The sequence below is a fragment of the Paenibacillus sp. Dod16 genome, from assembly GCF_049893405.1.
Classification (GTDB): Bacteria; Bacillota; Bacilli; order Paenibacillales; family Paenibacillaceae; genus Paenibacillus_AQ.
Genome location: NZ_JBNDYG010000025.1, coordinates 96615 through 121825, shown reverse-complemented (window position 1 = coordinate 121825; position 25211 = coordinate 96615). Strand labels below are relative to the sequence as shown.

Annotated in this window: 19 protein-coding genes and 3 pseudogenes; 9 read left to right on the top strand and 13 right to left on the bottom strand. The window is 47.8% G+C overall.

Translation table 11 applies throughout. The annotated features are described in order from the left end of the window. Positions 1-344: 344 nt before the first annotated feature. Complete coding sequence (locus tag ACPV3A_RS18480) at positions 345-3458, top strand: ATP-binding protein (protein ID WP_426200560.1); 3114 nt, start codon at positions 345-347, stop codon at positions 3456-3458. Positions 3459-3526: 68 nt separating this feature from the next. Here the strand turns inward: ACPV3A_RS18480 and ACPV3A_RS18475 are convergent. Then, a pseudogene (locus ACPV3A_RS18475) lies at positions 3527-4009 on the bottom strand (LuxR C-terminal-related transcriptional regulator); the annotation flags it as partial. A gap of 14 nt (positions 4010-4023) precedes the next feature. Here ACPV3A_RS18475 and ACPV3A_RS18470 point away from each other — a divergent pair. Beyond that, a pseudogene (locus ACPV3A_RS18470) lies at positions 4024-4785 on the top strand (serine hydrolase domain-containing protein); the annotation flags it as partial. A 108-nt stretch (positions 4786-4893) separates the two neighbouring features. Here ACPV3A_RS18470 and ACPV3A_RS18465 read toward each other — a convergent pair. The 3 genes from ACPV3A_RS18465 to ACPV3A_RS18455 form a co-directional block, all read right to left on the bottom strand. Next, a complete protein-coding gene (locus ACPV3A_RS18465; protein WP_426200552.1) occupies positions 4894-5589 on the bottom strand; it encodes an MIP/aquaporin family protein in 696 nt (231 codons plus the stop codon). Positions 5590-5754: 165 nt separating this feature from the next. Beyond that, positions 5755-7260 (bottom strand): dienelactone hydrolase family protein, encoded by a 1506-nt coding sequence (locus ACPV3A_RS18460; RefSeq protein ID WP_426200551.1) that lies wholly within the window; start codon positions 7258-7260, stop codon positions 5755-5757. Between the two features lie 204 nt (positions 7261-7464). Further along, positions 7465-7719, bottom strand: a complete 255-nt coding sequence (locus ACPV3A_RS18455) for an LPXTG cell wall anchor domain-containing protein (protein WP_426200550.1) — start codon at positions 7717-7719, stop codon at positions 7465-7467. A gap of 244 nt (positions 7720-7963) precedes the next feature. On the opposite strand from ACPV3A_RS18455, the gene ACPV3A_RS18450 reads away from it, so the two are divergent. Then, positions 7964-8587 (top strand): class D sortase, encoded by a 624-nt coding sequence (locus tag ACPV3A_RS18450; RefSeq protein ID WP_426200549.1) that lies wholly within the window; start codon positions 7964-7966, stop codon positions 8585-8587. Positions 8588-8816: 229 nt separating this feature from the next. Here ACPV3A_RS18450 and ACPV3A_RS18445 read toward each other — a convergent pair whose 3' ends face one another. The 3 genes from ACPV3A_RS18445 to ACPV3A_RS18435 are packed head-to-tail and all read right to left on the bottom strand — an operon-like array spanning position 8817 to position 11696. Then, a complete protein-coding gene (locus ACPV3A_RS18445) occupies positions 8817-9422 on the bottom strand; it encodes a response regulator transcription factor (protein ID WP_194540180.1) in 606 nt (201 codons plus the stop codon). Next, entirely contained in the window at positions 9419-10540 is a 1122-nt protein-coding gene (locus tag ACPV3A_RS18440) for a sensor histidine kinase (RefSeq protein WP_426200548.1), read from the bottom strand. The genes ACPV3A_RS18445 and ACPV3A_RS18440 overlap by 4 nt, the downstream gene beginning before the upstream one ends. A gap of 19 nt (positions 10541-10559) precedes the next feature. Then, on the bottom strand, positions 10560-11696 hold the full coding sequence (locus ACPV3A_RS18435; RefSeq protein ID WP_426200547.1) for a DUF418 domain-containing protein: 1137 nt from the start codon (positions 11694-11696) through the stop codon (positions 10560-10562). 538 nt (positions 11697-12234) lie between these two features. Here ACPV3A_RS18435 and ACPV3A_RS18430 point away from each other — a divergent pair. Next, positions 12235-14339: pseudogene (locus tag ACPV3A_RS18430) on the top strand (TerD family protein). Between the two features lie 114 nt (positions 14340-14453). On the opposite strand, the gene ACPV3A_RS18425 reads toward ACPV3A_RS18430, so the two are convergent. The 3 genes from ACPV3A_RS18425 to ACPV3A_RS18415 all read right to left on the bottom strand — a co-directional run bounded on the left by ACPV3A_RS18425 (position 14454) and on the right by ACPV3A_RS18415 (position 16996). Next, positions 14454-15011, bottom strand: a complete 558-nt coding sequence (locus tag ACPV3A_RS18425; protein WP_426200546.1) for a YdeI/OmpD-associated family protein — start codon at positions 15009-15011, stop codon at positions 14454-14456. Positions 15012-15021: 10 nt separating this feature from the next. Beyond that, positions 15022-15456, bottom strand: a complete 435-nt coding sequence (locus ACPV3A_RS18420; protein WP_426200545.1) for a VOC family protein — start codon at positions 15454-15456, stop codon at positions 15022-15024. A gap of 94 nt (positions 15457-15550) precedes the next feature. Beyond that, on the bottom strand, positions 15551-16996 hold the full coding sequence (locus tag ACPV3A_RS18415; protein WP_426200544.1) for a DEAD/DEAH box helicase: 1446 nt from the start codon (positions 16994-16996) through the stop codon (positions 15551-15553). 266 nt (positions 16997-17262) lie between these two features. Between ACPV3A_RS18415 and ACPV3A_RS18410 the strand changes: the two genes are divergently transcribed. Beyond that, entirely contained in the window at positions 17263-18135 is an 873-nt protein-coding gene (locus ACPV3A_RS18410) for an SMI1/KNR4 family protein (protein WP_194540173.1), read from the top strand. 76 nt (positions 18136-18211) lie between these two features. On the opposite strand, the gene ACPV3A_RS18405 is transcribed toward ACPV3A_RS18410, so the two are convergent. Continuing rightward, positions 18212-18565 (bottom strand): helix-turn-helix domain-containing protein, encoded by a 354-nt coding sequence (locus ACPV3A_RS18405; RefSeq protein ID WP_220687130.1) that lies wholly within the window; start codon positions 18563-18565, stop codon positions 18212-18214. Between the two features lie 338 nt (positions 18566-18903). Here ACPV3A_RS18405 and ACPV3A_RS18400 point away from each other — a divergent pair, with 338 nt between their 5' ends. The 3 genes from ACPV3A_RS18400 (at position 18904) to ACPV3A_RS18390 (ending at position 22507) form a co-directional block, all read left to right on the top strand. Beyond that, positions 18904-19644, top strand: a complete 741-nt coding sequence (locus ACPV3A_RS18400; protein ID WP_426200543.1) for a Bax inhibitor-1/YccA family protein — start codon at positions 18904-18906, stop codon at positions 19642-19644. 192 nt (positions 19645-19836) lie between these two features. Next, positions 19837-21315, top strand: a complete 1479-nt coding sequence (locus tag ACPV3A_RS18395; protein ID WP_426200542.1) for a protein adenylyltransferase SelO — start codon at positions 19837-19839, stop codon at positions 21313-21315. 202 nt (positions 21316-21517) lie between these two features. Then, positions 21518-22507, top strand: a complete 990-nt coding sequence (locus ACPV3A_RS18390; RefSeq protein ID WP_426200541.1) for a phosphotransferase — start codon at positions 21518-21520, stop codon at positions 22505-22507. A 74-nt stretch (positions 22508-22581) separates the two neighbouring features. Here the strand turns inward: ACPV3A_RS18390 and ACPV3A_RS18385 are convergent, their stop codons facing one another. Both ACPV3A_RS18385 and ACPV3A_RS18380 read right to left on the bottom strand, forming a co-directional pair. Beyond that, the gene (locus tag ACPV3A_RS18385) at positions 22582-23406 is read right to left on the bottom strand and encodes an SDR family NAD(P)-dependent oxidoreductase (protein ID WP_426200540.1); all 825 of its coding nucleotides are present in this window, start codon (positions 23404-23406) and stop codon (positions 22582-22584) included. A gap of 17 nt (positions 23407-23423) precedes the next feature. Then, positions 23424-23819, bottom strand: coding sequence for a MerR family transcriptional regulator (locus ACPV3A_RS18380; protein ID WP_426200539.1), 396 nt, complete (start codon positions 23817-23819; stop codon positions 23424-23426). Between the two features lie 210 nt (positions 23820-24029). On the opposite strand from ACPV3A_RS18380, the gene ACPV3A_RS18375 reads away from it, so the two are divergent. Then, positions 24030-25166: a VanZ family protein gene (locus ACPV3A_RS18375; RefSeq protein ID WP_426200538.1), complete on the top strand. Its 1137-nt coding sequence runs from the start codon at positions 24030-24032 to the stop codon at positions 25164-25166. Positions 25167-25211 lie beyond the last annotated feature (45 nt).

Genomic DNA, 25211 nt, shown 5'->3' with positions numbered 1-25211 from the left:
TTTCCCATAAGGGGGACGCTCTTTTTTTGTTGTCTATATAGTTTGTGTCCCGTCATAGAATCGCTGTCAATGCCCTAGGCCACCCTGTATAGATTTTGTATAGATAGGGTTGTTAATCTAATGTAGGACAATTTTTGGATATTGAACAATTGACGCGTGCAGCGGTAAGAGTATTAATTGCATAGCTGCTGAAATTGATAAATTGAGCAATAAATAATGAAGCAACTTAAAACAACCATTGATGGCATGGAAGTCGTCAATGGTTGTTCTTGCATGGAGCAGTGCCTACATTAGAATGGATTAGGAGAGAATACTTCTTGGCAAACGACTCACCCATATACCAAATGAAAAAGAGTCATATGATCTTGTTAATAGGGTTATTGTTAGTCATTCTATCGAGCCTGCGCATGGTGTGGATGGTATTGTTGCCTCATCAAGAGCAGGTGTCCATTACGAACGGGCAGCTGGATTTGCGTCATTGGAATGCAGATGATGGCGGCGTGCTCTTACTTGATGGGGAATGGGAGTTTTATCCTTCACTATGGTTGCTGGATGGTAGTCGTCGGCAGCGTGTGTCAGCCGAGATCGAGCCAAAGCTGATTTCGGTTCCGGGAGGATGGAACGAAGCTTTGCATAGTGAAGAGCCGACTCCATATGGTTATGCGTCCTACCGCCTGCGTATTAAGGTAAGCCCGAAACAGAACGTTAATTATAGTATTCGTGTACCCAGCGTACGCACGTCATCCGAATTATATGTAAATGGACGACTGCTTGCTAAATCCGGGCAGGTGGCGAAAACAAAGGAAGAATATACGGCGAAGAACCTGCCTTACTCTACAAGCTTTACAGCAGACAAAAACGGCGTCATCGATGTAGTGATTCAGGCGGCAAATTATGTGGATAGTCGAGGCGGCGGCATTGCCAGGTCCATTAAATTCGGTTCGGAAGAAGCCGTCGCACAGGAAATGAAATTCTCCGTTTCCATGCAGACGCTGGGAGCCATTATATTTCTTATGCATTCCGTGTATGCACTTATTTTATTTTTACTAGGAAATAAAGAGAAGAAGCTGCTCTATTTTTCCCTGTTAACACTATGCGTAACCATTTCCAGCCTGTTTAGTAACGATGAAAAGCTGTTTCATCAATTATTTTACATCGGCAGTGATTGGGATTTTCGGCTATCCAATGCCGCTTTTATGATCGGATGCTATGCGTTGCTGGAATGTACGGATCATCGTGAGCTCCCTTACTGGCGCAGGGTATATCCGGTTTATACCGTAATGGCTCTGGGGACTGCCGCGGTTACGTTATTTTTAGCTCCGCATCAGGTGATCATGCTCTTCCCGGTTTATTACCTATTGGGATGCATCGCAGCCTTAATCACGATCATAGCCATCATAAAAAAAGTAATCCAGGATATAAAAAGCCATCTGTTACTGCTCTTTTCTATGCTTGCGCTGGTTCACCATTTCCTTTGGTCGTTATTCTGGCGGGAGAGCGGTTTGAGCATTGTCCATTATCCGTTTGACCTGATTATATCAATGGGTTGTTTGGCCTCTGTATGGTTTAAGGCTTATTTCATCATGCATGCTAACACCAAGGAGATTGCAGCAACCTTGCAAAGAGTGAATGACCATAAAGATCAATTCCTGGCGAACACGTCTCATGAATTTAAAAATCCGCTTCATAGCATCCTTAACATGTCACAGTCCGTGCTGAACAGAGAAGGGCATTTGTTACAGGATCGAAGTGTCAAGGAGCTCGAAACGGTACTATCTGTAGGACATCGGCTAACACTTATATTAAATGATTTGATTGATGTGATGAGTCTGCGGGAGGGCAATCCTCGTTTACAGGAAAAAGCCATATTGATTCAGCCGATCATAACGGGAGTCATTGATATGCTGCAATTTAACGCAGAGGCGAAGTCCGTCAACATCGCAAATCAGATTCCTGAGGATTTTCCACCTGTTATTGCGGATGAGAATCGGTTGATTCAAATTGTTTTCAATTTGCTTCATAATGCCGTGAAGTATACGAATGAAGGGGTCATTACGATTCAAGCTTTGGCAGAAGACGGAAGAGCGTATATTGTTATTGCTGATACCGGGATCGGCATGGATGAGGACATGCTAAAGCGTTTATTCCTTCCGTATGAGCAAGCCAGCGCCAGCGAAACTATGATTGAAGGCGGCTTTGGCTTAGGCTTAAGTATAAGCAAGCAACTGATTGATCTTCATCGAGGTACGTTAGAGGTATCTTCTGTTTTAGGAGAAGGCTCGAAATTTACATTTTCGTTAAAGCTTGCGGAATTGAATGTGGAAGATGAGGAACTTGTTTCTAACTCATTCAAACCATTTACAATACAACCAGCGCCGACTCAGGAAACTGCCCCCATCATCTTGGATAAAGAGGATATCCCGCCAGCGGCAAAACCAACAACCTCTATTGTAATGAATTGTGATCGTCCGCTCTTATTAATTGTGGATGACGATCCTGTTAATCTGCAAGTGCTCGAAACCATACTACCGCCTGATGATTATGATGTCACGATGGCAACGAGCGGTAAAGAAGCATTGGCTATACTGGACACGAGGGAATGGGATCTGGTCATCTCCGATATTATGATGCCGCAGATGTCGGGCTATGAGCTGACACGAAGAATTCGAGAGCGGTACACGCTTACCGAGCTCCCGGTGCTGCTCCTTACCGCAAGAAGCCAGCCGAAGGATATCCAGAGCGGTTTTTTAGCAGGAGCAAACGATTATGTGACAAAGCCGGTAGAAGCATTAGAAATCAGATCGCGGATTGAAGCGCTAACGACGATTAAACAAACGGTTCGGGAACAATTGCGATTGGAGGCGGCATGGCTGCAAGCGCAAATCCAACCTCATTTCTTATTCAATGCTTTAAGCGCGGTAACCGCTTTGAGTGACATTAATTTGGATAAGATGCGCCATTTGCTTGATGAGTTCAGCAATTTTTTGAGGTATAAATTTAGGTTCCAAGATACGGATGGACTTGTTTCGATTAAAGAGGAATTAAGTCTAGTGCGTTCATACTTATATATCGAAAAGGTCCGGTTTGAAGAGCGGCTGCAGGTCGTTTGGGAGGTAGATGATTGCGAAGAGTTACAAATTCCTTTCCTTTCGATCCAGCCTTTGGTTGAAAATGCAATAAGACATGGCATTATGAAGCGCACTCGCGGAGGGGAAATACATATTCGAATTTCTGTCCATGACACGCTTACAGAGATAACGGTTCAGGACAATGGGATCGGCATGGACGAAGTTCAATTGCAACGGGTATTGGAAAGAAATACAGACCGCAGCTCAGGAGTCGGCCTGATCAATACGCATCAGCGCTTGAAGCGGCACTTCGGCACAGGACTTCATATCAAAAGCACGTTGGGTAAAGGAACCGAGGTAACTTTTTACGTGCGCAGCGAACCGAGGTAATTGTAATTTTATACGATACAAAGAAAGCCGGGATTTCTGCACTGGTGAACATAACCCACAAATAGCGCCTATACGATATTCTCGGATCGCGCCATTTGTATGGCTTCTTCGCGATTGTTAACGCCAAGCTTGGAGTAGAGAATCGAGCAGTAATTGCGGATCGTTCCCTCCGATAAAAATAGCTTGGCGGCGATCGACTTGTAACGCAGTCCGCTCGATAGATTCTCCAGAATCTCCATCTCGCGTTTCGTAAGGCCGTACGGGTAGTTTTCTTGATTTGAACCGATTCTTTCCAGCTGCTCACGTTGACGCTTCATCTCTTCGAAGACTTGCGTTGCAACCGATTGGTCGATCCAGGTTCCCCCATTATAAATAAGTTTCAAGGCTTCCTTCATTTCCCGCGGATGAATCGACTTCAGCATGTAGCCATCCGCCCCGCGCTCCAATGCAGTTGCTGCCTGCAAGGAATCCTCGAACGTCGTCATAAGCACAACCTTCATCTCAGGCCATCGATGTTTCATTTCAATTAAAGCTTCAAGCCCGCCCATTCCCTGCATACGAACATCCGGGGGTTGTACAGGGTAACGGGTATGACGGCAACCAAATTACGATTCGTCAGTTATTGAACCACACAAGCGGGCTTGCAAGCTATACAGATCATGATATGCGAGATATGACCTTGCCTAACAATCCGTTCCGTTATTATGCCGTAGACGAACTCATCCGCTTGGCCCTTGCAAAGCCGCCTGTATATGCGCCAGGGAAAGGCTGGAATTACTCCAACACCAATACATTGCTAGCCGGTCAGATTATTAAGAAGGTCACCGGGGATACGTATGCGGAGCAGATCAGGAAACGGTTTATCGAGCCGCTCGGGCTAACGGAGACATTCGTCATGGAAAACAGCTCCTATATTCCGGGTAAACATGCCAGAGGATACAACATGGACAGAACAGGCCATATGTATGATTTGACCGAAATGAATCAATCTTGGGCAAATGCTGCCGGTGACATGGTTTCAACAGTCAAAGATTTGACCACCTTCTTCAGTGCGCTGTTGGGCGGAGAGCTTCTGAATCAAGAGATGATGGACCAGATGCTCACAGCTGTAGATTCACCTATAGGTAAAGTAGGACTAGGGATTTATGAAGGGAAAACATCGGACGGGCAATCCTATTGGGGGCATGCCGGCGGCACCTACGGATTCGAGACGAGAGCCTTCGGACCTGTTGGCGGGAAGCACATTCTAGTGACAGCCATCAACTCGGTAGCTCCGAAAGTCGCGGAGGCTCACGATAAGATATTCGATAAGGAGTTTGGACGCTAAATTTAAAGCCGACATCGCACCATTTATGGGCGCATGTCGGCTTCTTTTCGTATTGCCGTCTATTCATGGAATTGGGAACGCATGCAGGCGTCCCTTATAGTTAACAAGTCACGACTGTTTCCCCTTAGGTTTGCTATTCAGCAGCTGGTATACGGCAACGGCCAGCGCTGAGCCGGCAAGCGGGGCGATAAGAAACACCCACACTTGGGATAAGGCCTGCCCGCCAAGCAGAAGTGCGGGTCCCAGGCTTCTTGCAGGGTTAACGGATGTTCCCGTTAAGGCTATGCCTAAAATATGTACGAAAGCGAGTGTCAGTCCGATCACAAGGCCGGTTACGTTTCCGTTGCTCTCCGTAGAGGTTACGCCCAGGATCGTATAAATAAATACGAAGGTTAAAATGATTTCGACAACGAATGCCATAGTGGTTGAAATCCCGATCCCATACCCAGGGCCGAAACCATTCTGACCGAGCCCCGTAGTGGCCATACCCGCGGAGACGATGATGGCGTACAGAATAGCGGCGCCCGCAATGGCACCGGCGATTTGCGAAACAACGTACCCGATGAAGTCGGTACCGGTTAGCTTACGTTTAATAAGCATGGCAAGTGAAACCGCCGGATTGATATGACATCCCGAAATCGGACCGATGACGTAGGCCATCGCTACGATAGACAGCCCGAATGCCAATGCAATCCCCAAATGGCCGAGCTCTCCTCCCGCCGTAGCGGCACTGCCGCAGCCGAACAGAACAAGCACCAAAGTTCCAATGAACTCGGCAGCGTACTTTTTGAATGACGCGTTCATAATCTACCTCCTAATAATTAAAAATCGATTCTCATTATATATGAGGCAAATAGACAAAAACTGGACATAGAGCGGGAGGATGTCTGATTTTTGAACAAAAATGACCCGCAAGGGATCACTTTTTCCAAAGTCCCTTATGCGGGTCATCGACTCATACTTATGGATTTAATCTCCTTGAAAAACCGAATTCGGATATTTCACTTCCGGATACTCCTCCGTGGGACCGGCTAGAAGCTTACTCTCGATTCCGCGTAAATGCTGGTTGAAAAACTCCAAAAGATAGCGATTGACGATTTCTGCGCCCCTTACTCCATTCAAGCTTCCGGTCATGCCAGTCAGTCCGATAAGCGGAGAGTACAGCTGGAGATCGGTGAAGTTATAATGTCCGGCTCCTTCAATATAAATGGTTCGTCCATACCCTTGCTGCGATAAACGGTCCATCAGCTTCAGTTCCGCTTCCCGATTCGCCAGTATGGTGTCAAATTGTTCTCTCGTTAACCGGAGCTCCTTGAGCTCAGCATCCGTGGCCGGTGTTTTGCGGTACTTCGCCTGCTGCTCGTTCACATTCTTAAAATCTTCGGATTCCATGAACATAAACGGTTTCTTCATGTCGTCACGGTTCTTCGTTATGAACAACGTGCCATCCATATTCACGCCGGCCTTGATTCGCGGGTTGGAATAAACGGCTTCAAAAGCTGCTGCTCCACCGAAGGAATGACCCAGCATCCCGATGTTGTCCATATCCAGCATTCCTTCGAATTTGCTGGCGACGGCCCCTGAGTGCAGCTTCTCTAGCTGATCCACAATAAATGCTGCATCCTTGTTCCACACATCTAAAATGGCGCGGCTGTCTTCAAATAATCGCTCTTGAGACTGCTCCGTAAGGAATCCGGTCATGCGTCCGTCCGGAAATGCGGTCATAACGGTACTATAAGTATGATCGACTGCGAATACGATATAGCCGTGGCTGGCAAGATGTTCAGCCTGCGACGTATGCAAAATTCTGCCGACCCCCATGCCGTGTGACAGCAGTACCACTGGATACGGATTGTCCGCGGGATGCAAATCGGTATGGATAGATGTATTGGCCTTGCTGTATTTCCAGTAGTCGAGGGCGGGAGCGGGAAGGCCCAGATATCCGGAATAAGCTTGCATATAGGCATGGAAGAGCCCTCTGTCCTTAGGGAACACTGAATTTTTCTCGGCGCTCCGTCCAGATTCCGCAGCAGGGTACCATACCTGAACGACCAGCTCTCGCTTGTCGCCCTTCTGCTCGGTAAACGTTTCTTCCCGGTCGGCATCGATAAAATGGAATGTTTCCGTTCCCACACTGAACTCGCCTGAAGGCTTGGGTAAATGAAAGACAGGCAGCAATACAGATAAGGCAACCGATACGCCCAGCAAAACAACGGATAGAGCCAAAATCGTGTAACGAAGCGGTTTTCCTACCTTTTTGCGTCTAAATAAGACGAAGGTGAGGAGCAAAGCAGCGACGATATAGGCCGGAATCATCTGCCACCTATAGCCCTCAAACAGCAGTTGCGCTGCTAACAGTGAGCCACAAGCGACGCCGGCTATAGCCCCTGTCATCCGGTTGATTGTGTTACGAAATAGTAAGACCATCAGCACCAAAACGCTGGATGTTATCAACAACATTTCCAATACTCGCATACGTTCTCTCCCTTATTGCTCCAGTTTCTTCTAATCGTAACGGATCAAGGTTAAAACGAACTGGCAGTTCCGTTTAAAAATGGTTTAAATATGGGAGAGTCGTTTGCGTAGAGGATGGGCGTTTCAGCTCATTTAAGGAAAATCGCCTCAAAATAACAGCTGCCCCCCAAGTCGTCTTCACTTGGGGGGGCAACTGTTGGCAGTTTATACTTTTCTTCTTTTTCTTAACAAAAGCAATCCTACAAGAAGCATAATAGCTCCGGCTAACATGTAGCTGTACATATTCGTAGCCGTATTCGGTAATTTATTTCCGTTAGGCTCGTTCGTTGCCGGATCTCCGTACTCAGCCGGATCTCGTGGAGTCGAATCCGATACGCCTAAGGTTGAATCGTCATGATCTTCCGGTGTTTGTGCCCCTGTATTCGAATCCCCGTTGGAGTCTCCATTCGAGGTTAGCAATTGGACGAAGCCCCAACCTAATATAGATTCAGGTGGAGCAAATCCTTAGTACAGAGAGGGGGAAATCCTGCAGGGGGGACATATTACTTTTGGCTTATTGTGCAGCAGAAGTATGGCCTTCAGCTGGATTTTATAGATAAGAAACAGTAAGATAACATTGTAAAAATATAGAGGATAATCAAACTCTTATTGGCTATCCGGCAGTCATCAATTGATATATTAATGCAGACTGGAAGGAGAGAACATGCGAAGAATAGTAGGTATGCTGTTGCTGCTCGCAGGTATGGGGATCGTGACTTTCGCTGTCATTCAGTATGTCGAACACCAGGCAAACTTGAAGGAAGCTATGGCGGAAGCAAACGAACTGATTCGCCAGTCAAATACAATAGATGCTTCGAAAGAACGGCGTGCGGATCCTATATCCTATCGTGATCAAGTGATCGACAAATCCAAGTTCGATCCAAAACCGAACGATGTGATCGGAATGCTTCAAATCCCAAAGCTGGAAGCAGAACTTCCGATCATCGAAGGTACGGATGAAGAGATGCTCGAGAGAGGCGTCGGGCATTACAGCGGTACCGCTTTTCCAATGGATAACGAGCAGATTTTGCTGTCTGGGCACCGGGACACCGTTTTTCGGGATTTCGACATGTTGTCGGTAGGGGATCATTTTATCGTAAAGCTACCTTACGGTACCTTTGAATATGAGATTAAAAGTACGGATATTGTAGATAAAGACGATACATCGGTGATTCGTTCTATGGGAACCGAGGCGCTGGTCGTTTCGACCTGCTATCCGTTTCGCTTTGTGGGAAATGCGCCGGAGCGTTATATTTTCTATGCTTACCCGGTCGGGGAAGATGGATAGATTGGGACACAGACTCGCATTGCCTTTGTAGGTGTGTACTCTATAAAAAACAACGCAGCTAATGAGGCTGCGTTGTTTTTTTATCTAAAGAATGTATACTTTATTACCTTTCGAGCTTTTCGCTGACTTACATAACGCTACTAACCGGTACGGGGTTCAAGCAAAAACAGCAGCGCTGCAATAGCGGGAGCATGCTTATCGGTACCATTTGAGCTGTGTCCGAGGATGTTTACAGCCACCCTTTCTCCTCGGCGATCGCCACGGCCTGCTGCCGGGAATCCGCCTCCAGCTTCTGTATGGCGGAGGAGAGGTAGTTGCGAACGGTGCCTCTCGTCAGGAACAGGGCTTTGCTGATGTCGCCGGTGGTCATGCCTTCCTTGGTTAAGCGAAGCATTTCGATTTCCCGTTCGCTGAGCGGATTCTCCTCCTTCATGAAGAGCGCGGCCGCCAGATCGGTGCTCACAACCCGCTCGCCCTTCATGACCCGCCGAATGGATTCGATCAAGAAATCGATTGGCTCATCCTTTAACAGATATCCCTCTACTTGAGCATCCATTGCTTTTTGCAAATAACCCGGGCGCGCAAAGGTTGTAACGATCATGATTTTGCAGGGCAGACCTGCTTGTCGTATGGATTCGGCCAATTCCAGGCCGCTGATATGAGGCATCTCGATGTCGAGCAGGCACACGTCAGGCTGATGCTGCCGGATCGCGTCCCAGGCTCGCTGCCCGTCGGGCACCTCGGCAACGACCTCGATGTCATCTTCGAAATGAAGCAATGAGGCGAATGCACCGCGAAGCATTTTCTGATCTTCCGCAATAACGATTCGAATCATGAAGCGTCCTCCTTTTCATGCCGGCGAAGCGGGAGATTCAAGGATACCCTGGTGCCTCCCTCAGGCGATGGGGCGATGGCGAAAGAGCCGCCCAGCGTCTTCATCCGCTCCATGATCGACGGGATGCCGTTTCCGTCGCCGTTCCCCGCCAGCCCTACGCCGTCATCCGCGATAAAGATTCCGAAGGCATGGTCCTTCGTTTCTAGTCTGATCGTGCACCGCTTGGCACGGCTATGCTTGATGATATTGGTCATGGCTTCCCGGACGCAGAGAGCAAGCATCGTTTCCTCCACGCTGGATAACAGCGGGAGCTTCTCCGGATTCTCGATGCTCAGCGAAATTCCTGCTGTATGCAGCAGTTTGGCCGAATGCTCCAGCTCGCTTGCCAGCGAGATGAACTTCATATCGGATACCAGCTCCCTTACTTGCTTCAGGGCCGTTCGGGTGGTATCGAGAATCTCGCTTAGCTCTCGCTTGGCTTGGGCAGCATCCTTATCCACCCATTTCGTTGCCAGCTCGCTCTTCATTTTGATCATCATGAGGGTCTGTCCCAAGGTATCGTGGAGATCCCTGGCGATACGCTGCCGCTCCTCCTGCTGGATATACTTTGCAATCTGCTCGTTGGCTTCATCCAGCTCCCCCTGCAGGCTTTTCGCTTTCTCCTTAATGTAGATGACGATCGGATATACCGATTGAATGATCATGATCGGAAGGTAAATGGCATTGGACGTTTCAAGCAGGGGGGCCTTTCGGAAAACGAACACGAGCAGGAATGATAGGGCAATGGCCCCGCTGCCGATGGCGATATGCACCTTGGACTTGGACCGGCCCAGCAAGTCGGCAAAAATAATCCCGAACATCAGGGTGGTCGGCCCCGTATATACCGCGAGTACGCCAATGGCGAACAGGCCTGTCAGCACGGCAGCGAGCAGCCAGCCGTCCCGGCGCCACAGCGCGATATAGAACGAAACAAGGAACAGCAGGAGCAGCAAGAGGCTGCCCCACAGTCCCAGCGCCGTATCCGAACGAAACACCTGGTAGCATAAGAATACGGTCAGTACGACATCGATGAGCAAATAACTTTTAATCTGGTCCCTCGGATACAGCTTATAGAACATATCTAAGCCTCCAATTCGGCTATCTTGATTCGAAGAAACCTACCGCCTGTTTACGGACGCTTTCCATGGGTCCCAGCTTGAAGCCGCGAAGCCACAGGGATGCCATGCCCAGCTGAAACGCGGAGATTACCAGCCAGACGGCGATAATGGCAGTCGAATTCAGCTTGCCGGCAAGGCCCAAGCCCCAGCCGTAGAATACCGCGGATGCCATGATGTTCTGGAGCACGTAGCAGCTCAGCGACATTTTCCCGGCGTTCTCCAGAAGGCGCCACAGCCATTCCAACTTCGTATATTGTATCATTCTCGCCAAAATTGCTATATACCCCATGGACATCAGCGGGGCGAATAAATAGCGCACCGGCAGATCGAAAGCGCCGCCAGGCACAAAAATAAGCAGGTTGAGCGGTACGCCCACATATATCCCCAGCCTAAATAGCCTTTTCCGCAGGCTTTTGCCGTTCTCGTCCGGGGAGAATACGCCTGAGCGCATGAAGCGAATCCCGAGCAGGAACAGAAACACGTTAGTCGGTATCACCAGGATGGCTTCCATTCGCAGCGGAAGGAAGTTCGCCAGCCGATATTGGACTTGCTCCATCCAGGTGCCTTCCTGATAAAGGGCAACAACATCGTCAAAGCTGCCCAACGATACGCTTGCGCCGCTCGCCAGCATTAGTCCCGCGAGGGCCAGAATTGCAATAGCGAAGACGCTGCCGATTACGTTCATCGTACGTGCGATGAGCCGGTCGCCGCCCTTTACGATGAAGGCTGCAATGATGGCGGTTACTCCATAGCTCATTAAGATGTCATACTCCATGACCAATATAAAATGCAGCAGGCCTTCGAAGACCAGAAACAGGACGGCCCACAAATAAACGCCAGGCCACGGCTTTCCCTTGCGCTTGGCCTGCCGATACTTCATTTCCAGACCGACGCCGAACATGATGGTCAGCAGTCCGAGCAGTTTCCCGTTCACCAGAAATAAGACGATCATGCGAAGTAAGTCATTCGCTCCCCACCAACCGGAATGATCAAAGGTAGTAATGTACCTGAGGTCCCCCGCATGCGCAAAAATCCAAATATTCGTCCCGAGCGTTCCCAGGATCGCGAAGCCCCGCAAAATATCCAGCAGGCGGATTCTGTCCTTTCGTTGTTCCATCTCCCATTCCTTCTTTCTTCTAAGTTCTCTTGTCACTATTGTAGGAACGATCCGACCGGCGCAACATTCACACCTGTAAAGAGATCCGTATGACACGTGTCATAAATGTTGGGAAAGGGTGGTGTGAGATGGGGTTCTCGTCATGATTTGAAAATTGTGGAATAATAGAAGAAAACAGGAGGAGTGATCATGTACATCGTATCGGCACCAAAGCCGCTGTCGGATGGCCAAAATCAAGTGCTTGGAAAATCACGAATAAGAGTGAAATAATTCCTCATTTTCCAAAGTCGTAATACTTTCGCCCTGTTGGCCGGCTATCGGGTATGGGATGATGGGTTCATCAAAGATTTGAGGTCTTGGACTTTGAACCTTTGGCCTTCAGGCTATTGTGATCCTTCCTTCTATTTCAATTGGAGAACCTAGGGTCGCAGCTTTCCTGAAGGAGTTTTATTCAAGAGAGGAGGCGTCCAGGCTATCATATTCCTTCCTTCTATTATCCTTTAATGACATTAGGGATATGGCTCTCCTGGACTCTTTTATGATGATGAATACCATTTATTTGCGGAGAGCGAACAAATTGATTGTAAGCGAAGGTCAAGGGCCGGGTCGGCTCTCGAAAGCTTATTTGGCGACGGCCATAAAAAACATCGAACACCTTGGATTTGCGTTCTCATATCCACTATTACACGCGATCCGTACCTTATCCGAGGAGCAGTTTGAAGCGCTTTATCAACCACTAATTGACGATTTAAGGGTGCTGGTAGGTGCGCATGTGAAATATGAGCCGATGTATCCTGCTTTCCCGAAGCAGGTGATGGATGAGGAAGATGCGGAGCTCTATCTGAATGCCATCTATCATTATCTTACATGGGATTTGCCTGAGTATGAGCTTGAGGAGAGACCTCCGCTGCAGGACGAAGTCAAACTGAAGGTTATTGACCTGGGGAGCAAAGCGGACTTCTATGCCATGATACGTCAGCTTATCCAGGCTAAAGGCTCCATCTCCCAGACAGATAAAGAGGATATTGAGACCGTTATCGAGCATGCAAATCCCGATGAACTGGAAGCCATTCTTCCTCCCGAGATTCCGTTCAAGGAGAATGCGGGATTCGTGGCAGCCTCATTAATGAAGCATGACAAGGGGAATGTCGAGCTGATCGGGCGTTATTTCAAAACCGCAACCGATGTCCTTCGTCTGGCGGTGGCGTGGTCAGACGGAGATGTCAGTCTGGCGGAAGCCACGCGGTTTCGTAAATTTAAGCGGCGTGAAAGACGACTGCTGCTCGGATTGCTGGAACGCTGCCATCCGATAACGGAGGATATGCTCAAATTTAAGGACCGTTGGATTCGTTTGGGTGAAATTCTGCATCCATCCGAATATAAGCATCGGTATATACGCTGCGAGGAAGCTTTTGATATTTTACGCAATCGTAAGCCCTTTACCACGTATAACGGGAGTGTGGAGCTTGCTTTTCAGTACAACCAGGTCTGGAATTTGATTGATCTGTTGATGCAGCGTCCGGGGGAATTTGCCCGCAGATTGGATCAGTTATTGCGATCCACCGAACATACGGAGGAGTATGTTGTACTGGCCTTTGGCGAAGTCGCGAGTCAAGTATCGACGCCGGTATTGCTGCAAGTGAAGGACCATTTTGCCCGCCGCCGTGAGCCTCAAGAGCTGCGCGTCTTTTTTCCAAAAGGAAATGTGGCCAAAGCCTTTGCCGTACCCCATACGCTCCCGCAGATTGATGAAGCGGCATGCCGGAACATCGTGCAGGTATGCGAGCAGGCGTTGATCCAGCGGTTTGCCGCACTGCCGCCCTTAGGAAAGGCCTATGTCGACGAGCGCTTGAAGGACTATCACGTGCCGTTCTCCCAGAGATCGGCAAGCAAAGCCCTGCATACGTTGGTTCGGGGAAGCTGCGTGCCGATGACGGAAGGGGATACCATTCGTTTCTTCAGCTGGTGGAAGGAAGGACACGTTGACGGGGAGCCTACGGGCCGTGTGGATATTGACTTGTCCGCCGTCATGTATGATCAAGATTGGCAGTACGTCGAGCATATCTCTTATACGAATCTGCGGTCATCCAATTACAAGGCTGTGCACAGCGGAGATACGTGTCGGCTCCTCAAGGAGCATGCGAGTTCATTGATTTGCATATTCCATCCATCGTCCAATATGGGGGGCGTTATATTGTAGCGACTCTTCATTCGTTTACGAATCAACCGTACTGCAACCTGCCGGAGTGTTTCGTGGGCTGGATGATGCGCAAGAAACCCGGTTCCGGTGAAATATTCGAGCCCTCGACGGTGGCTAATAAAATCGATGTCGCCGCAGATACGCAGATCGCTATTCCTGTTATCTTGGATTTGGTGGAACGTACGGTTATCTGGACCGATCTGTCCCTGACGAGACATCCACATTACTACAATAATGTAGAAGGGAATCAGAAGGGAATGGTCTTGATGGGCAAAGCCATGACAACCCTACGGAAACCTGACCTGTATGATCTTTTCATACTGCATGCCAAGGCAAGAGGAGAGTCGGTAGATACAGCGGATCAGGCGGAAACGATCTTTTCGGTGGAAAATGGGGTTACTCCATTCGATATTGAGCAGATTATGGCGGAGTATGTGGTGTAAAAAGTGGATGCAATGGGAGGTCATGATGAATGAGGAGCAGCTTACGCTGCTCCTTTTGGGGCTGGAGCGTGAAGTAACATAGAAGGTGAAGCATAGTTTCGGCTTTGAGGAGGTTTACTTCCCTAAAAGACGACCATCATCATTCCATTTTCCATACATTTTATTCATACGAGTATGTTCTATAAATTTATCCAATCGTGTATGATACAGACCTGCGTCGCTCTGCACAGACTGGATGTTGTCGATCCTGACTCTAACATACAGCTCTGGCAGGGCTTTGAAGTTGTGATACAGCCCTTCATCCTGCTGCAACTCCATCAATATAGATTCTTGAATTACAAAAGCTTCGGTCCTCATATCAGGCAGTACTTTCTTTCCTGCTTCAGTCATGAGGCCTAATCGCTCTAACCGTCGGACACGCTCTTTATTGAGCTCTGACCAGTTGCTGTTTTTCTTCCTGGGTGAGAATCGTTGTGCTGTATGCGTGGCATCCATTTTTTTACGTGTGCTGTCAATCCAGCCAAAACATAAGGCTTCCTCAACCAAATCCAGATAATTTACGGAAGGATCGGTAATGATCGACCAACAATAATCTTTAGCACGGTGATTATCGCTTAACCACTTCCGCCAATCCTGCCGAGTCTGCACGTGTACCGTCTTATCGATTTCCATGTTTTTTGGGTCACCCCTGGCTTCGTGAATTCAGCATCTCTAGATAGTGAGCATTGTACATAATACCGAGCACGTTGCCGAATGGATCTGTAACAGATGCCGTGATGAAGCCTTCCCCCCGATGTACGAGCGGCTCGTACTCTTTAGCACCCATGGATTTCAATTGGCTGAAGGTGGCTTCTATATCATCGACATGCCAGTACATGATCGCTCCGCCGGGGCCGGACATTGGTTGTGCAGGGGCAAAACGGCGATCAATGAGACCCAGCTCGTGCTGGTAGTCTCCAACTCGAAATTCGGCATAGGCCAGTTGACCATCGGGTCCCGAACGTTCGAAATAAGGTGTTATACCCAGCAGATCCGAATACCAAGCCTTTGCCGCTTCCATATCGTCCGCCCAGTAACTGATGGTCGCAAATCCTCGTAAAGCTGGATGTGTGCTCATAATTTATATTTCCTCCTATAACCCGTTATGATGGTTGTTATAGCTATTATGAGCTGCGATGACTGACGGCGTTATGTCAGTGTTCCTACAAGTTTTATTTATTCCCTTGGCGCACCTTTAACAGTTTGCCTTTTACCGTCGTGTTTTTCATCATTTCAAGCACAAGAGGTCCCTTGCCATTCAGAATCTCAACATCCGTCACAAAATCGTGGATCGTAATAATCCCAATATCGTCGGCGGTTACCCCTTCAAGCTTGGCAATCGTTCCGACAAAGTCTACGGCTCTAAGCTTCTTTTTCTTGCCGCCATTGAAGTTAAGCTTCATAATTTGTTTGTTTAATTGCTCACGCTTATCCTTTTTCAGCTCGGGTTGGATTCTTAGTTTGTGCCCGAAAGCTTCTCGCCGGTGATCGACTTCTTCTTTGGAGGGAGATTTCACTACTGGTATGGGAAACCCAATATACTCTTCAATGTCGGCTAATCTTCTATCGTCCCTTGGTGTGACGAAAGTAATCGCTTTACCGGTTTTGCCTGCTCGTCCCGTACGTCCCGTGCGATGAACATAGCTTTCCTTCTCAAGCGGGATATCGTAATTAATCACATGAGTGATATTCGTGATATCGATACCTCTGGCGGCTACATCCGTCGCTATCAAGTAACGGAATTGCCCTCTTCTGAACGCATTCATGACCTCGAAACGCTCTTCCTGCTCCATTCCACCGTGAATACGATCACATGGGTAGCCAAGATCAGCCAATGATCTGAATAGATTATCCACATGCTCTTGCGTACGGCAGAACACGATACAGCTCTCCGGACTCTCAACAATGAGCAGATCCTGAAGAAGGGCGAGTTTCCTCGTCTCCATCACCTGAATAAGCTCGTGTTCTATCGTGGCAGTTGTTATACCGCTTGCTTGAATCTCAATGTGGGCAGGATGGTTCATATATTTGTGGGCCAAATTGGCCACATCCTCAGGAAACGTAGCGGAGAATAACATGGTGACCCTATCACGCGGCAGCCGTTGAATAATCGACTGAACCTGCTCAATAAAGCCCATATTCAGCATCTCATCCGCTTCGTCAATGACGAGATAAGCAATCCGCTCCAGTGAGAGCGATCCGCGTTCCATATGGTCCAGCACACGTCCCGGCGTACCCACAACCATGTGTGTTCTTTGCTTTAACTCGGCTTTTTGTATGTGAAAAGGATGTTTCCCAAAAAGAGGTGTTGCTTTGATTCGCTTAAAACGCCCAATATTCGTGATATCTCCGTTGACCTGTAACGCCAGTTCGCGGGTTGGCGTCAGGATTAATGCCTGCGGCTTATTCTCATTCCAAACCACTAGCTCGCAGAGCGGGATCCCATAAGCAGCTGTTTTGCCGCTACCTGTTTGTGATTTGACCACCAGGTCCCTTTTCTCAAGCGCAACCGGAATGACTTCCTGTTGTACCTCCGTCGGTGTCTCATAGCCCAAGCTATTCAGCGCTTTCACAATCGATTCGCTTAATTGATAATCCGTAAAGTGTTTCTTACTCATCTTCAACCTCTTCTACGCTATATTCGAATACCTATATATACCGGCTCTCACCGTACATCTACAGTATGCTCATTTATTATACTGTGAATCTGGTTTTGATATTGAAATTTATACATTCTAACCAGAAGGGATCGTAAAGCAGATCCAAATAGAGCATAATCACGTACAAGGGCATAGTATGCACCGCTAGCTTCACTATGCTGGAGAGTGACATGCCGGAATGGTATAATCTCAGAAAGGATGATTAGTGTGGGAGGCGTGAAACGATGAGTGAGGAGCTAATAGAGCAGCTGGAAGAGTGGCATGAAGAGGATGAATTTGAAGAGATCGTAGATGCGATTACGGAGATTCCTGCGGAAGATCGCGATTATGTGCTGATCAGTCACTTGGGCAGAGCGTTGAATAATCTTGAACGTTATGAAGAGGCGGTTGAGCAATTCCTGGCCATTCAAGAAGAGGGCAAGGACGATCCCTTATGGCATTACCGCATAGGCCTTGCTTATTACTATTTGGAGCGGTATGAAGATGCTCGCAAAGCATTTGAAGTGGCCGATCACCTGGATCCCGGCGATGAAGATACGTTGGAGTTTCTGGAGTGGATTCGGAACAAAACCGCTCCGCAACCTGCTAAGGAACCCAATGCGGTGTCTTATACGGACCCCGATGTGCTGAATTTCTGGGATGATGGCGCGCTTGAGGCAGACCAATACGTGTCGGCTCCGCCTACGGATGAATTGATTGAATCCGTGGAGGAAGCACTGGTCTTCAAACTTCCCGCCTCTTATATCCAAGCAATGAAATTACATAATGGCGGGATTCCCCGCAACCGGAAGTTTCCTATCGGAGATGGAGCCCAGGATTATATTGAAATTACAGGTATTTTGGGCATTGGACGAGAGAAGAAAAAATCATTGTGCGGAAGCTTGGGCAGCCGCTATATGATAGAGCATGGCGGATATCCTGAGATTGGTGTGGTCATTTGCGATTGTCCTTCCCAGTCCGAGGTCGTGATGCTTGACTACCGTTCATCCGGAAATGACGGGGAGCCTGAAGTCATCCATGTGGACAAGGCTAATGATTACAAAATAACCCGCCTTGCTGCGAATTTCGAGGCTTTCGTTGGCGGCTTGAAACAATAACATAAGCATAAAATGAATGAAGCATCTCCTACCGTGGGAGATGCTTTTTCTTTGTATATGTAAAGATGGGGGTTGATTAGTTCTCCCGATGATCCAGTGTATCCACGATGTCTTTAAGTACACGAAAGAGCAGCTTGCTTTCAGACAATGTACGAGAATAAAGCAGCGAGCTGATGGATTCTAGGACCTCTGCCTTCTCACTTGCGGTATCCAGACTATCTGTCTCGTGGAACTGGAACATAGCTGCTGACGATACTCCTAATCCCTCGATGATCTTTTCCAGTGTTTCAATGGATATATTTCGTTCCCCGCGTTCTACCGTTCCTATGTAAGAGGCGTTTATCCCAGCCTTTTCTGCTAGTTCCTCCTGTGTCATTCCCTGTTTTTTTCTGAGCTGCTTGATTCGTTCGCCTATCATTTTTAGGAGCATCTTTAACCACCTCTATTTCAGATTAAAGAAGTAGTATGGCAACAAACAGAATATAATATTCAATATTTTATTGTAAATAGTGCTTATATACACTAAGAGTATGGATGTTTGCGGGAACAAAAAGGAAGTTCGATGCGTAGCACAAAAAAGACTAATGGTGTGGATTGCAGAAGAAGATCTTCATGATTTTCAGATCTATGGATTTTATCAGCTTCATCAATAGAGTTATTGAATTGATCCCAATTCCAATTCACCCGTGATGCTATATTTTTTGTATCCTAAAATATTCCAACCTATGCTAAAATGGATACAAAAAAGAAAGTTAGGGAGGCATTTAATTGATAGGGCGCAGTGGAAATCCGACACTAAACGAAGAAACATTTGAGAAGAGTGGGTATTACAACGGTCAGGAAACGATGACGATTGGCGGAACGGTGAATAAATCGTTCATGCTGCTCGCGCTGCTGATCGGGGCAGCGGTCATTTCATGGGCTATGTATTTTAACGGGTATGATGTATTCCCGTTCATGATCGGGGGAGCGATAGGCGGCTTTGTTCTGGCGCTGATCATCAGCTTTGTGCCGAAGGTAGCCCCTTACTTGGCACCGATCTATGCGATCGTGGAGGGGTTTTTCCTCGGTGCATTATCGGCTCATTATGAATATCTGTATTATGGAATTACATTACAAGCGGCTTTACTGACAATGTGCATATTCCTCGGTATGCTGCTCGCTTATAAAACAGGTCTGATCCGGGCAACCGCAGGCTTCAAAAAGGGTATTATAGCAGCAACCATCGGCGTTGCACTTGTATACCTGTTTAGCTTCGTTCTGGGCATGTTCGGTGTGGCGGTGCCTTACCTGCATGACAGCACCCCGATCGGCATCGGAATTTCGGTTGTCATCATCATTATTGCAGCCCTGAATTTCATACTCGATTTTAACTTTATCGAAGAGGGAGCACAGCAAGGTGCACCCAAATATATGGAATGGTACGGCTCTTTCGGTTTGTTGGTTACGCTCGTGTGGTTGTATATCGAAATTATCCGGTTGCTGGCGAAGCTGGCGAATCGGGATTAATATCTGGATGGGTACGGTCAACATCGCTGTCGGGGCATTCTCGACAGCGATTTTTTTTAAGATATCAGAAAGGATATGGCCTTTGAAACAGTCGAATAATAAATTTCCTTCAGTAAACCCTACAAAGAGCGACTTGTGTTTAAATAATAAGTAGATACTGTCATCATCATACTGCTTGAAGAAGGAGATCCCATGACCAATAAGAAAGCCATGATCGATATAGGTTGGAACTTTGAGAACAGTTATGCCAAGCTGCCGGAGTCCTTTTTTACCAAACAAGATCCCACGCCTGTGCGCTCACCGGAGCTGATAATCCTTAATGAGCCGTTGGCGGCATCCCTGGGTTTAAACGCCGAGGGGCTGAAGAGCCCAGAGGGTGCAGCGATCCTCGCGGGTAACGAGATACCTAAGGGGGCATCGCCGCTCGCACAGGCTTATGCCGGGCACCAATTCGGGTATTTTACGATGCTGGGCGACGGCCGTGCGATTCTGTTGGGTGAACAAATCACGCCGCAGGATGAGCGTATGGATATTCAGCTTAAAGGCTCGGGCCGGACGCCGTACTCCCGTGGAGGAGATGGTCGGGCCGCTCTGGGTCCGATGCTGCGCGAATATATCATCAGCGAGGCCATGCATGCGCTGGGGATACCGACTACCCGCAGCCTGGCGGTGGTGTCCACCGGCCAGCCTGTCACTCGTGAGAGGGAGCTGCCAGGTGCGATTCTGACCCGCGTGGCCTCGAGTCATGTGAGAGTGGGGACTTTTCAATACGTAAGGGGAGCGGGTACAACCGAGGATCTGCGGATTCTAGCGGACTACACCCTGCAGCGGCATTACCCGAAGGCTGACGTTGGTGACGGTGCCAACCGTTATCTCGCCCTGCTTCAGGAGGTCATCAAGCGTCAGGCCGCTCTAATCGCCAAGTGGCAGCTTGTCGGATTTATCCATGGGGTGATGAACACCGATAATATGACCCTTAGCGGCGAAACGATTGATTATGGCCCTTGTGCCTTCATGGATACCTTTGACCCGAATACGGTATTCAGCAGCATCGATTCACAAGGTCGTTATGCCTATGTGAACCAGCCGTATATTGCGGCTTGGAATCTCGCAAGATTGGCCGAATCCCTGCTGCCATTGCTGCATGAAGAAGAGGAACAGGCCGTCAAGTTGGCCGAAGGTGCGATTGGGAGTTTTACCGATCTGTATCACGAGCTGTGGCTTGCAGGCATGAGAGCCAAACTGGGGATCTTCGATGAAGAGGAGGATGACGAATCCCTGATCGAAGATCTCCTCAAGATGATGAAAAACCACCAGGCGGATTATACCAATACCTTCCGTGCGTTAACGTTTGACAAGCTGGAGGATACGCCTCTAAACGGCACACCCGAATTGGCTTCCTGGTATGAGCGCTGGCAGGCGAGACTTGGCAGCCAGCAGGAATCGAAGGAACAATCCCATCAATTAATGCGCAGCAGCAATCCTGCGGTCATTCCCCGGAACCATCGGGTGGAGGAAGCGCTGGAAGCAGCGGAGCAGGAGGGGGACTACAGCGTGATGGAGCAGCTGCTTCATGCGCTGTCCGATCCATATGCGCATTCGCCGGAACAAGCGGAATATGCTATCGTGCCGGAGTTGTCGCGTCCTTACCGAACCTTCTGCGGCACGTAAGGATAGCGGAAAGTTCCAATAGCGAGCATGAATCGGATGCTATCACAAAAGCCCTTGGACTGGTGTCCAAGGGCTATTCATCGTATGGCTATTTTATTCGAGACCTTATTCAGCAGAGCCGAAAGAAACAGTCTATATTTTTGCCCGGAAATGCCATAGAGTGGGGAAGCCGGCAAAACCAAATGAAATGGAGCGTGGTCTCATGAGTTGGACTTGTCACCTCGATGAAACAGATGTACAGGAGTATGTCGGAAAGGTTTTGGGTACCGGTTATGTTGTGGCGGATGTCACGAGGATGCATGGCGGGGCGCAAAAGGTTGTCTATAAGATCCAGTGTCAAAATGGATTCTCCTGCGTGTTGTATGTGTGGGACTTGACGAAGAATTATTTTCAGGAAGAAATAGGGAACGAAAGTGTGCATGAACGATCCTTTGGCGGGCATTCGTTCGAAATCAATAACAGATGGTTAAAGGAGCATGGTATTTCGACGCCTGCTCTATATGATCTTCACACGGAACGGGAGCGATACCCTTTTGACTATGCTTTAGTCGAATATATGGAGGGACAGAAGGCGGAAGCCTACTTTCAGCATCCGGATCAACGGGTTCGGGATGAGGTCTTTGAACGGGTGGGCAACATGATCGCACGCATGCATGCAAACCACAGGCAAAACTATGGTAAGCCTGATCAAAGCTGGAATCAACGGGAGCGATGTCATCTTGTGCAGTTGGAAAATGCTAGGGAACAGCTGTCCTACATCATCCTTCATAACGAGAGTATCCTGAACAATCACGACAGGCTGCTCGCTATATTGCATGAGCTTGAATCCAGGATCGATTCCCGTCGGCGTTATGGCTTTATCCACGGCGAGTTGGGCCCTGACCATATCCTGGTTACAGACCGTTTAGAGCCCTATCTCATTGATATTGAAGGTGCGCAATACTTTGACATCGAGCATGAGCATACGTTTCTTGAGCTGCGATTCGGGAAGCATTACCCTTACTTCCACCAAACCGGGCTTGATTTGAATCGGATGTTGTTTTACCGTCTGCATCACTATATCTCATTAACCTCGGGCGGCTTGAAGCTGCTTCACCGTGGATTCCCGGATCAGGCATTTGCATCAAATTTGGCTGATTATCACGCACGCAACACGATCCGTTTCATCGAGGAATGGCAGCAAACCCGATAACAGGGCCTTCATGAGATGGGTTGAACACCATTAACTCTGCTGCATGGGTTTAAGAAAGCGCGGTAAACTCCTGCTTATAGATCCGCTCTACCATGCCAAGCACCTCCATACCCTGGCTCGAGAATTTTCAAAGGCGTTACTTTCCCCTTGTTGAGAAAGACTCCGGTCGATTGTGGGAAACTGCCTAGCGCTGCTTCATACAGACGTGAAGCTCCCTCACTGGGATGAGAGAAGAACAGGTGGCGGATCGGGATCATAAATTTTGGCATCCCGGCGTTGTTGGTGATGGTTGTTTTATTTGCTCCCGGACAGACACTCCGGATCATAATGCCATCCTTCTGTATGGAATTGGCGATCTCCTGAGTCCACAACGATAGCGCTAATTTACTCGCAGCGTAAGGTCCAACCAGCTTTTTGAACACGGTAGGGGAAGCCAACGCATTGTAATCGAACTGTTTGAGATAGAGCAGCGCATTGGAGGACGTATTGATTACCGTCTTGAAGCTGCCTCTCGCTAGGAGCACTTTCATTTCCATCAAGATGATATAAGGCACTACGGAGTTTACTTCAAAATGCATCTCGCGCCCTTGTTTGGAGTAGGATAATTCGCCAAAGGAAACACCTGCGTTATTAAACAGCACATCGATATGCTTCTCGTGTTTCTTGATCTGATTCAGCGAGGTTTGGAGATCCGTAAAATCCGACAAATCGGCCGTGTATATTCTCAGCTGCTGCGACATAATGCAGTCTTGTACAAGGGAATCACCGGATGGAAAGGCAGAACGGATCAAAGCGAGGACTTGCCAGCCTTCGGATAACAATCGCTTGGTTAGCTCCAAGCCAATGCCGGAGCTTGCGCCCGTGATCAAGGCGACTCGATTATTTCTTTTATGTGTCATGTGTCATTCTCCTATACTTAAGATTCTTCGCTGGTCGCCCTATCGGGATTTAACAGGGACTGGTTATGGATCAACTTGTCATCGATGAACCGCAGAATGCGCTGCAGGTCCGAAATTTGATCGGTAATTTTCTGACGGTAATTCTGGAGCATGGCGTTCAGCTCCGGAACGGATTGAATATTTTCCTTAAAGGGAAGATGCACATAGGCTTTCATATCCTCCAGTGACATTCCTGTCTTCTTTAGGCATGTGATGAGTTCCATAATTTCGGCATCCTCTATGTGATATACACGATGGCCATTATCTTTCCTTGCGGGAGGAGGAAGGAGACCGATCTTCTCGTAATGGCGAATGGCATCCTCAGTCAAGCCGGTTCGTTTAGATACTTGTTTGATGGAAAATATGTCTCCCATGTTTGGCACCTCTTTCTGCGGCAGCGCTTGGTTTGCCCTATTATCGTACAACTTGGTGTTAACACCAAGTCAATATCGATTTTTATTCACAGATCATGTACGCTTTCTGTGCACTTTGGTGAAATGGATCATAAGGTATTGGCAAATCAATCGTTTGGAAATACTAATATAAACACTAAAGACTAGCTGCTTCTAGAAAAGGAGAATGAAATGCAAGCCTATGTAATGCCTGTTTTCATTGCTTTATCCATATGTTTTATATTAGCGTCCTTTCTGACGCTCCCTTGGGCCGTTTATCAGTATCGTAAACATGGGTACTTTAGCTTTTGGAGAACATTACTTATCTTAAGTTTTATCTTTTATGGATTAAGTGCTTTCTTCTTAGTGATTTTTCCACTCCCCAGCGCTCGGAATAATTGTGTTTCAATGGATCCCGGCAGGATTTTCATTCAATATCGTCCTTTTCAATTTATACGGGATATTCAACGTGAAAGCGGATTTCGTTGGACGGCCCCTTCGAGTTATATTCATTTGTTAACAACGCGGGCCTTTTATCAAATGTTTTTTAATGTTTTGCTTTTGTTTCCATTAGGTGTGTTTCTGAGGTATTTTTTTAAGGGGAAAGCGAAATGGATTCATGCTGCTCTTATTGGCTTTGGGGTTTCGCTTTTCTTTGAAATAACCCAACGAACCGCTTTGTTTGGCTTTTATGAATGCCCCTACCGTATATTTGATGTAGATGATTTGTTGACGAATACGGTTGGGACTGTACTTGGCTTTATACTCGCCCCCATGTTTTTGGTGTTAATACCATCGCGGGAAACGCTTAGTGAGCAAAGCCACTTCTTTCACAACCAGAGAAAAGCAACCTTTGGTGCACAGCTCATGGAGGTTCTTCTAAATATTATTATTGCCAGAGTGATAACCGGCTTTATATTCGGGTTGCTGAAGAGTCCAGGATTACTTGTTGACGAGATCATCTTTGCCATTGTTTTCTTTGTGTTGATGGTTGTTATCCCTGTGATTTGGAAAGGAAATACGGTGGGTTCTAAGATCGTTCGCATGAGGTTACTTCCGGAAAAGGGGAATTGGATAGGAAGTTTGAGTCGACGTTACGCCATTGTCTATTTGCCTTTATTGTGTTCAGCTTTATCGGAGATATTTTCTAATCATATGGGTGAAGATCTTCTAGCCAACCTTTTTGCAATTGGAGTGGCTTTCCTTACAGGACTGTTATGGTTCTTTATCTTCTGCCATATCGTGATTAGATGGATCAAAAAGGACAAAGCTCTTTACTTTAATCGATACAGTCACATAGAGGCTGTTAGAATTACGGGTGAAAAGTGATCAGGCAAGCTCTTAAAACGACCGTATTAGGCACTCGAGGGAGTC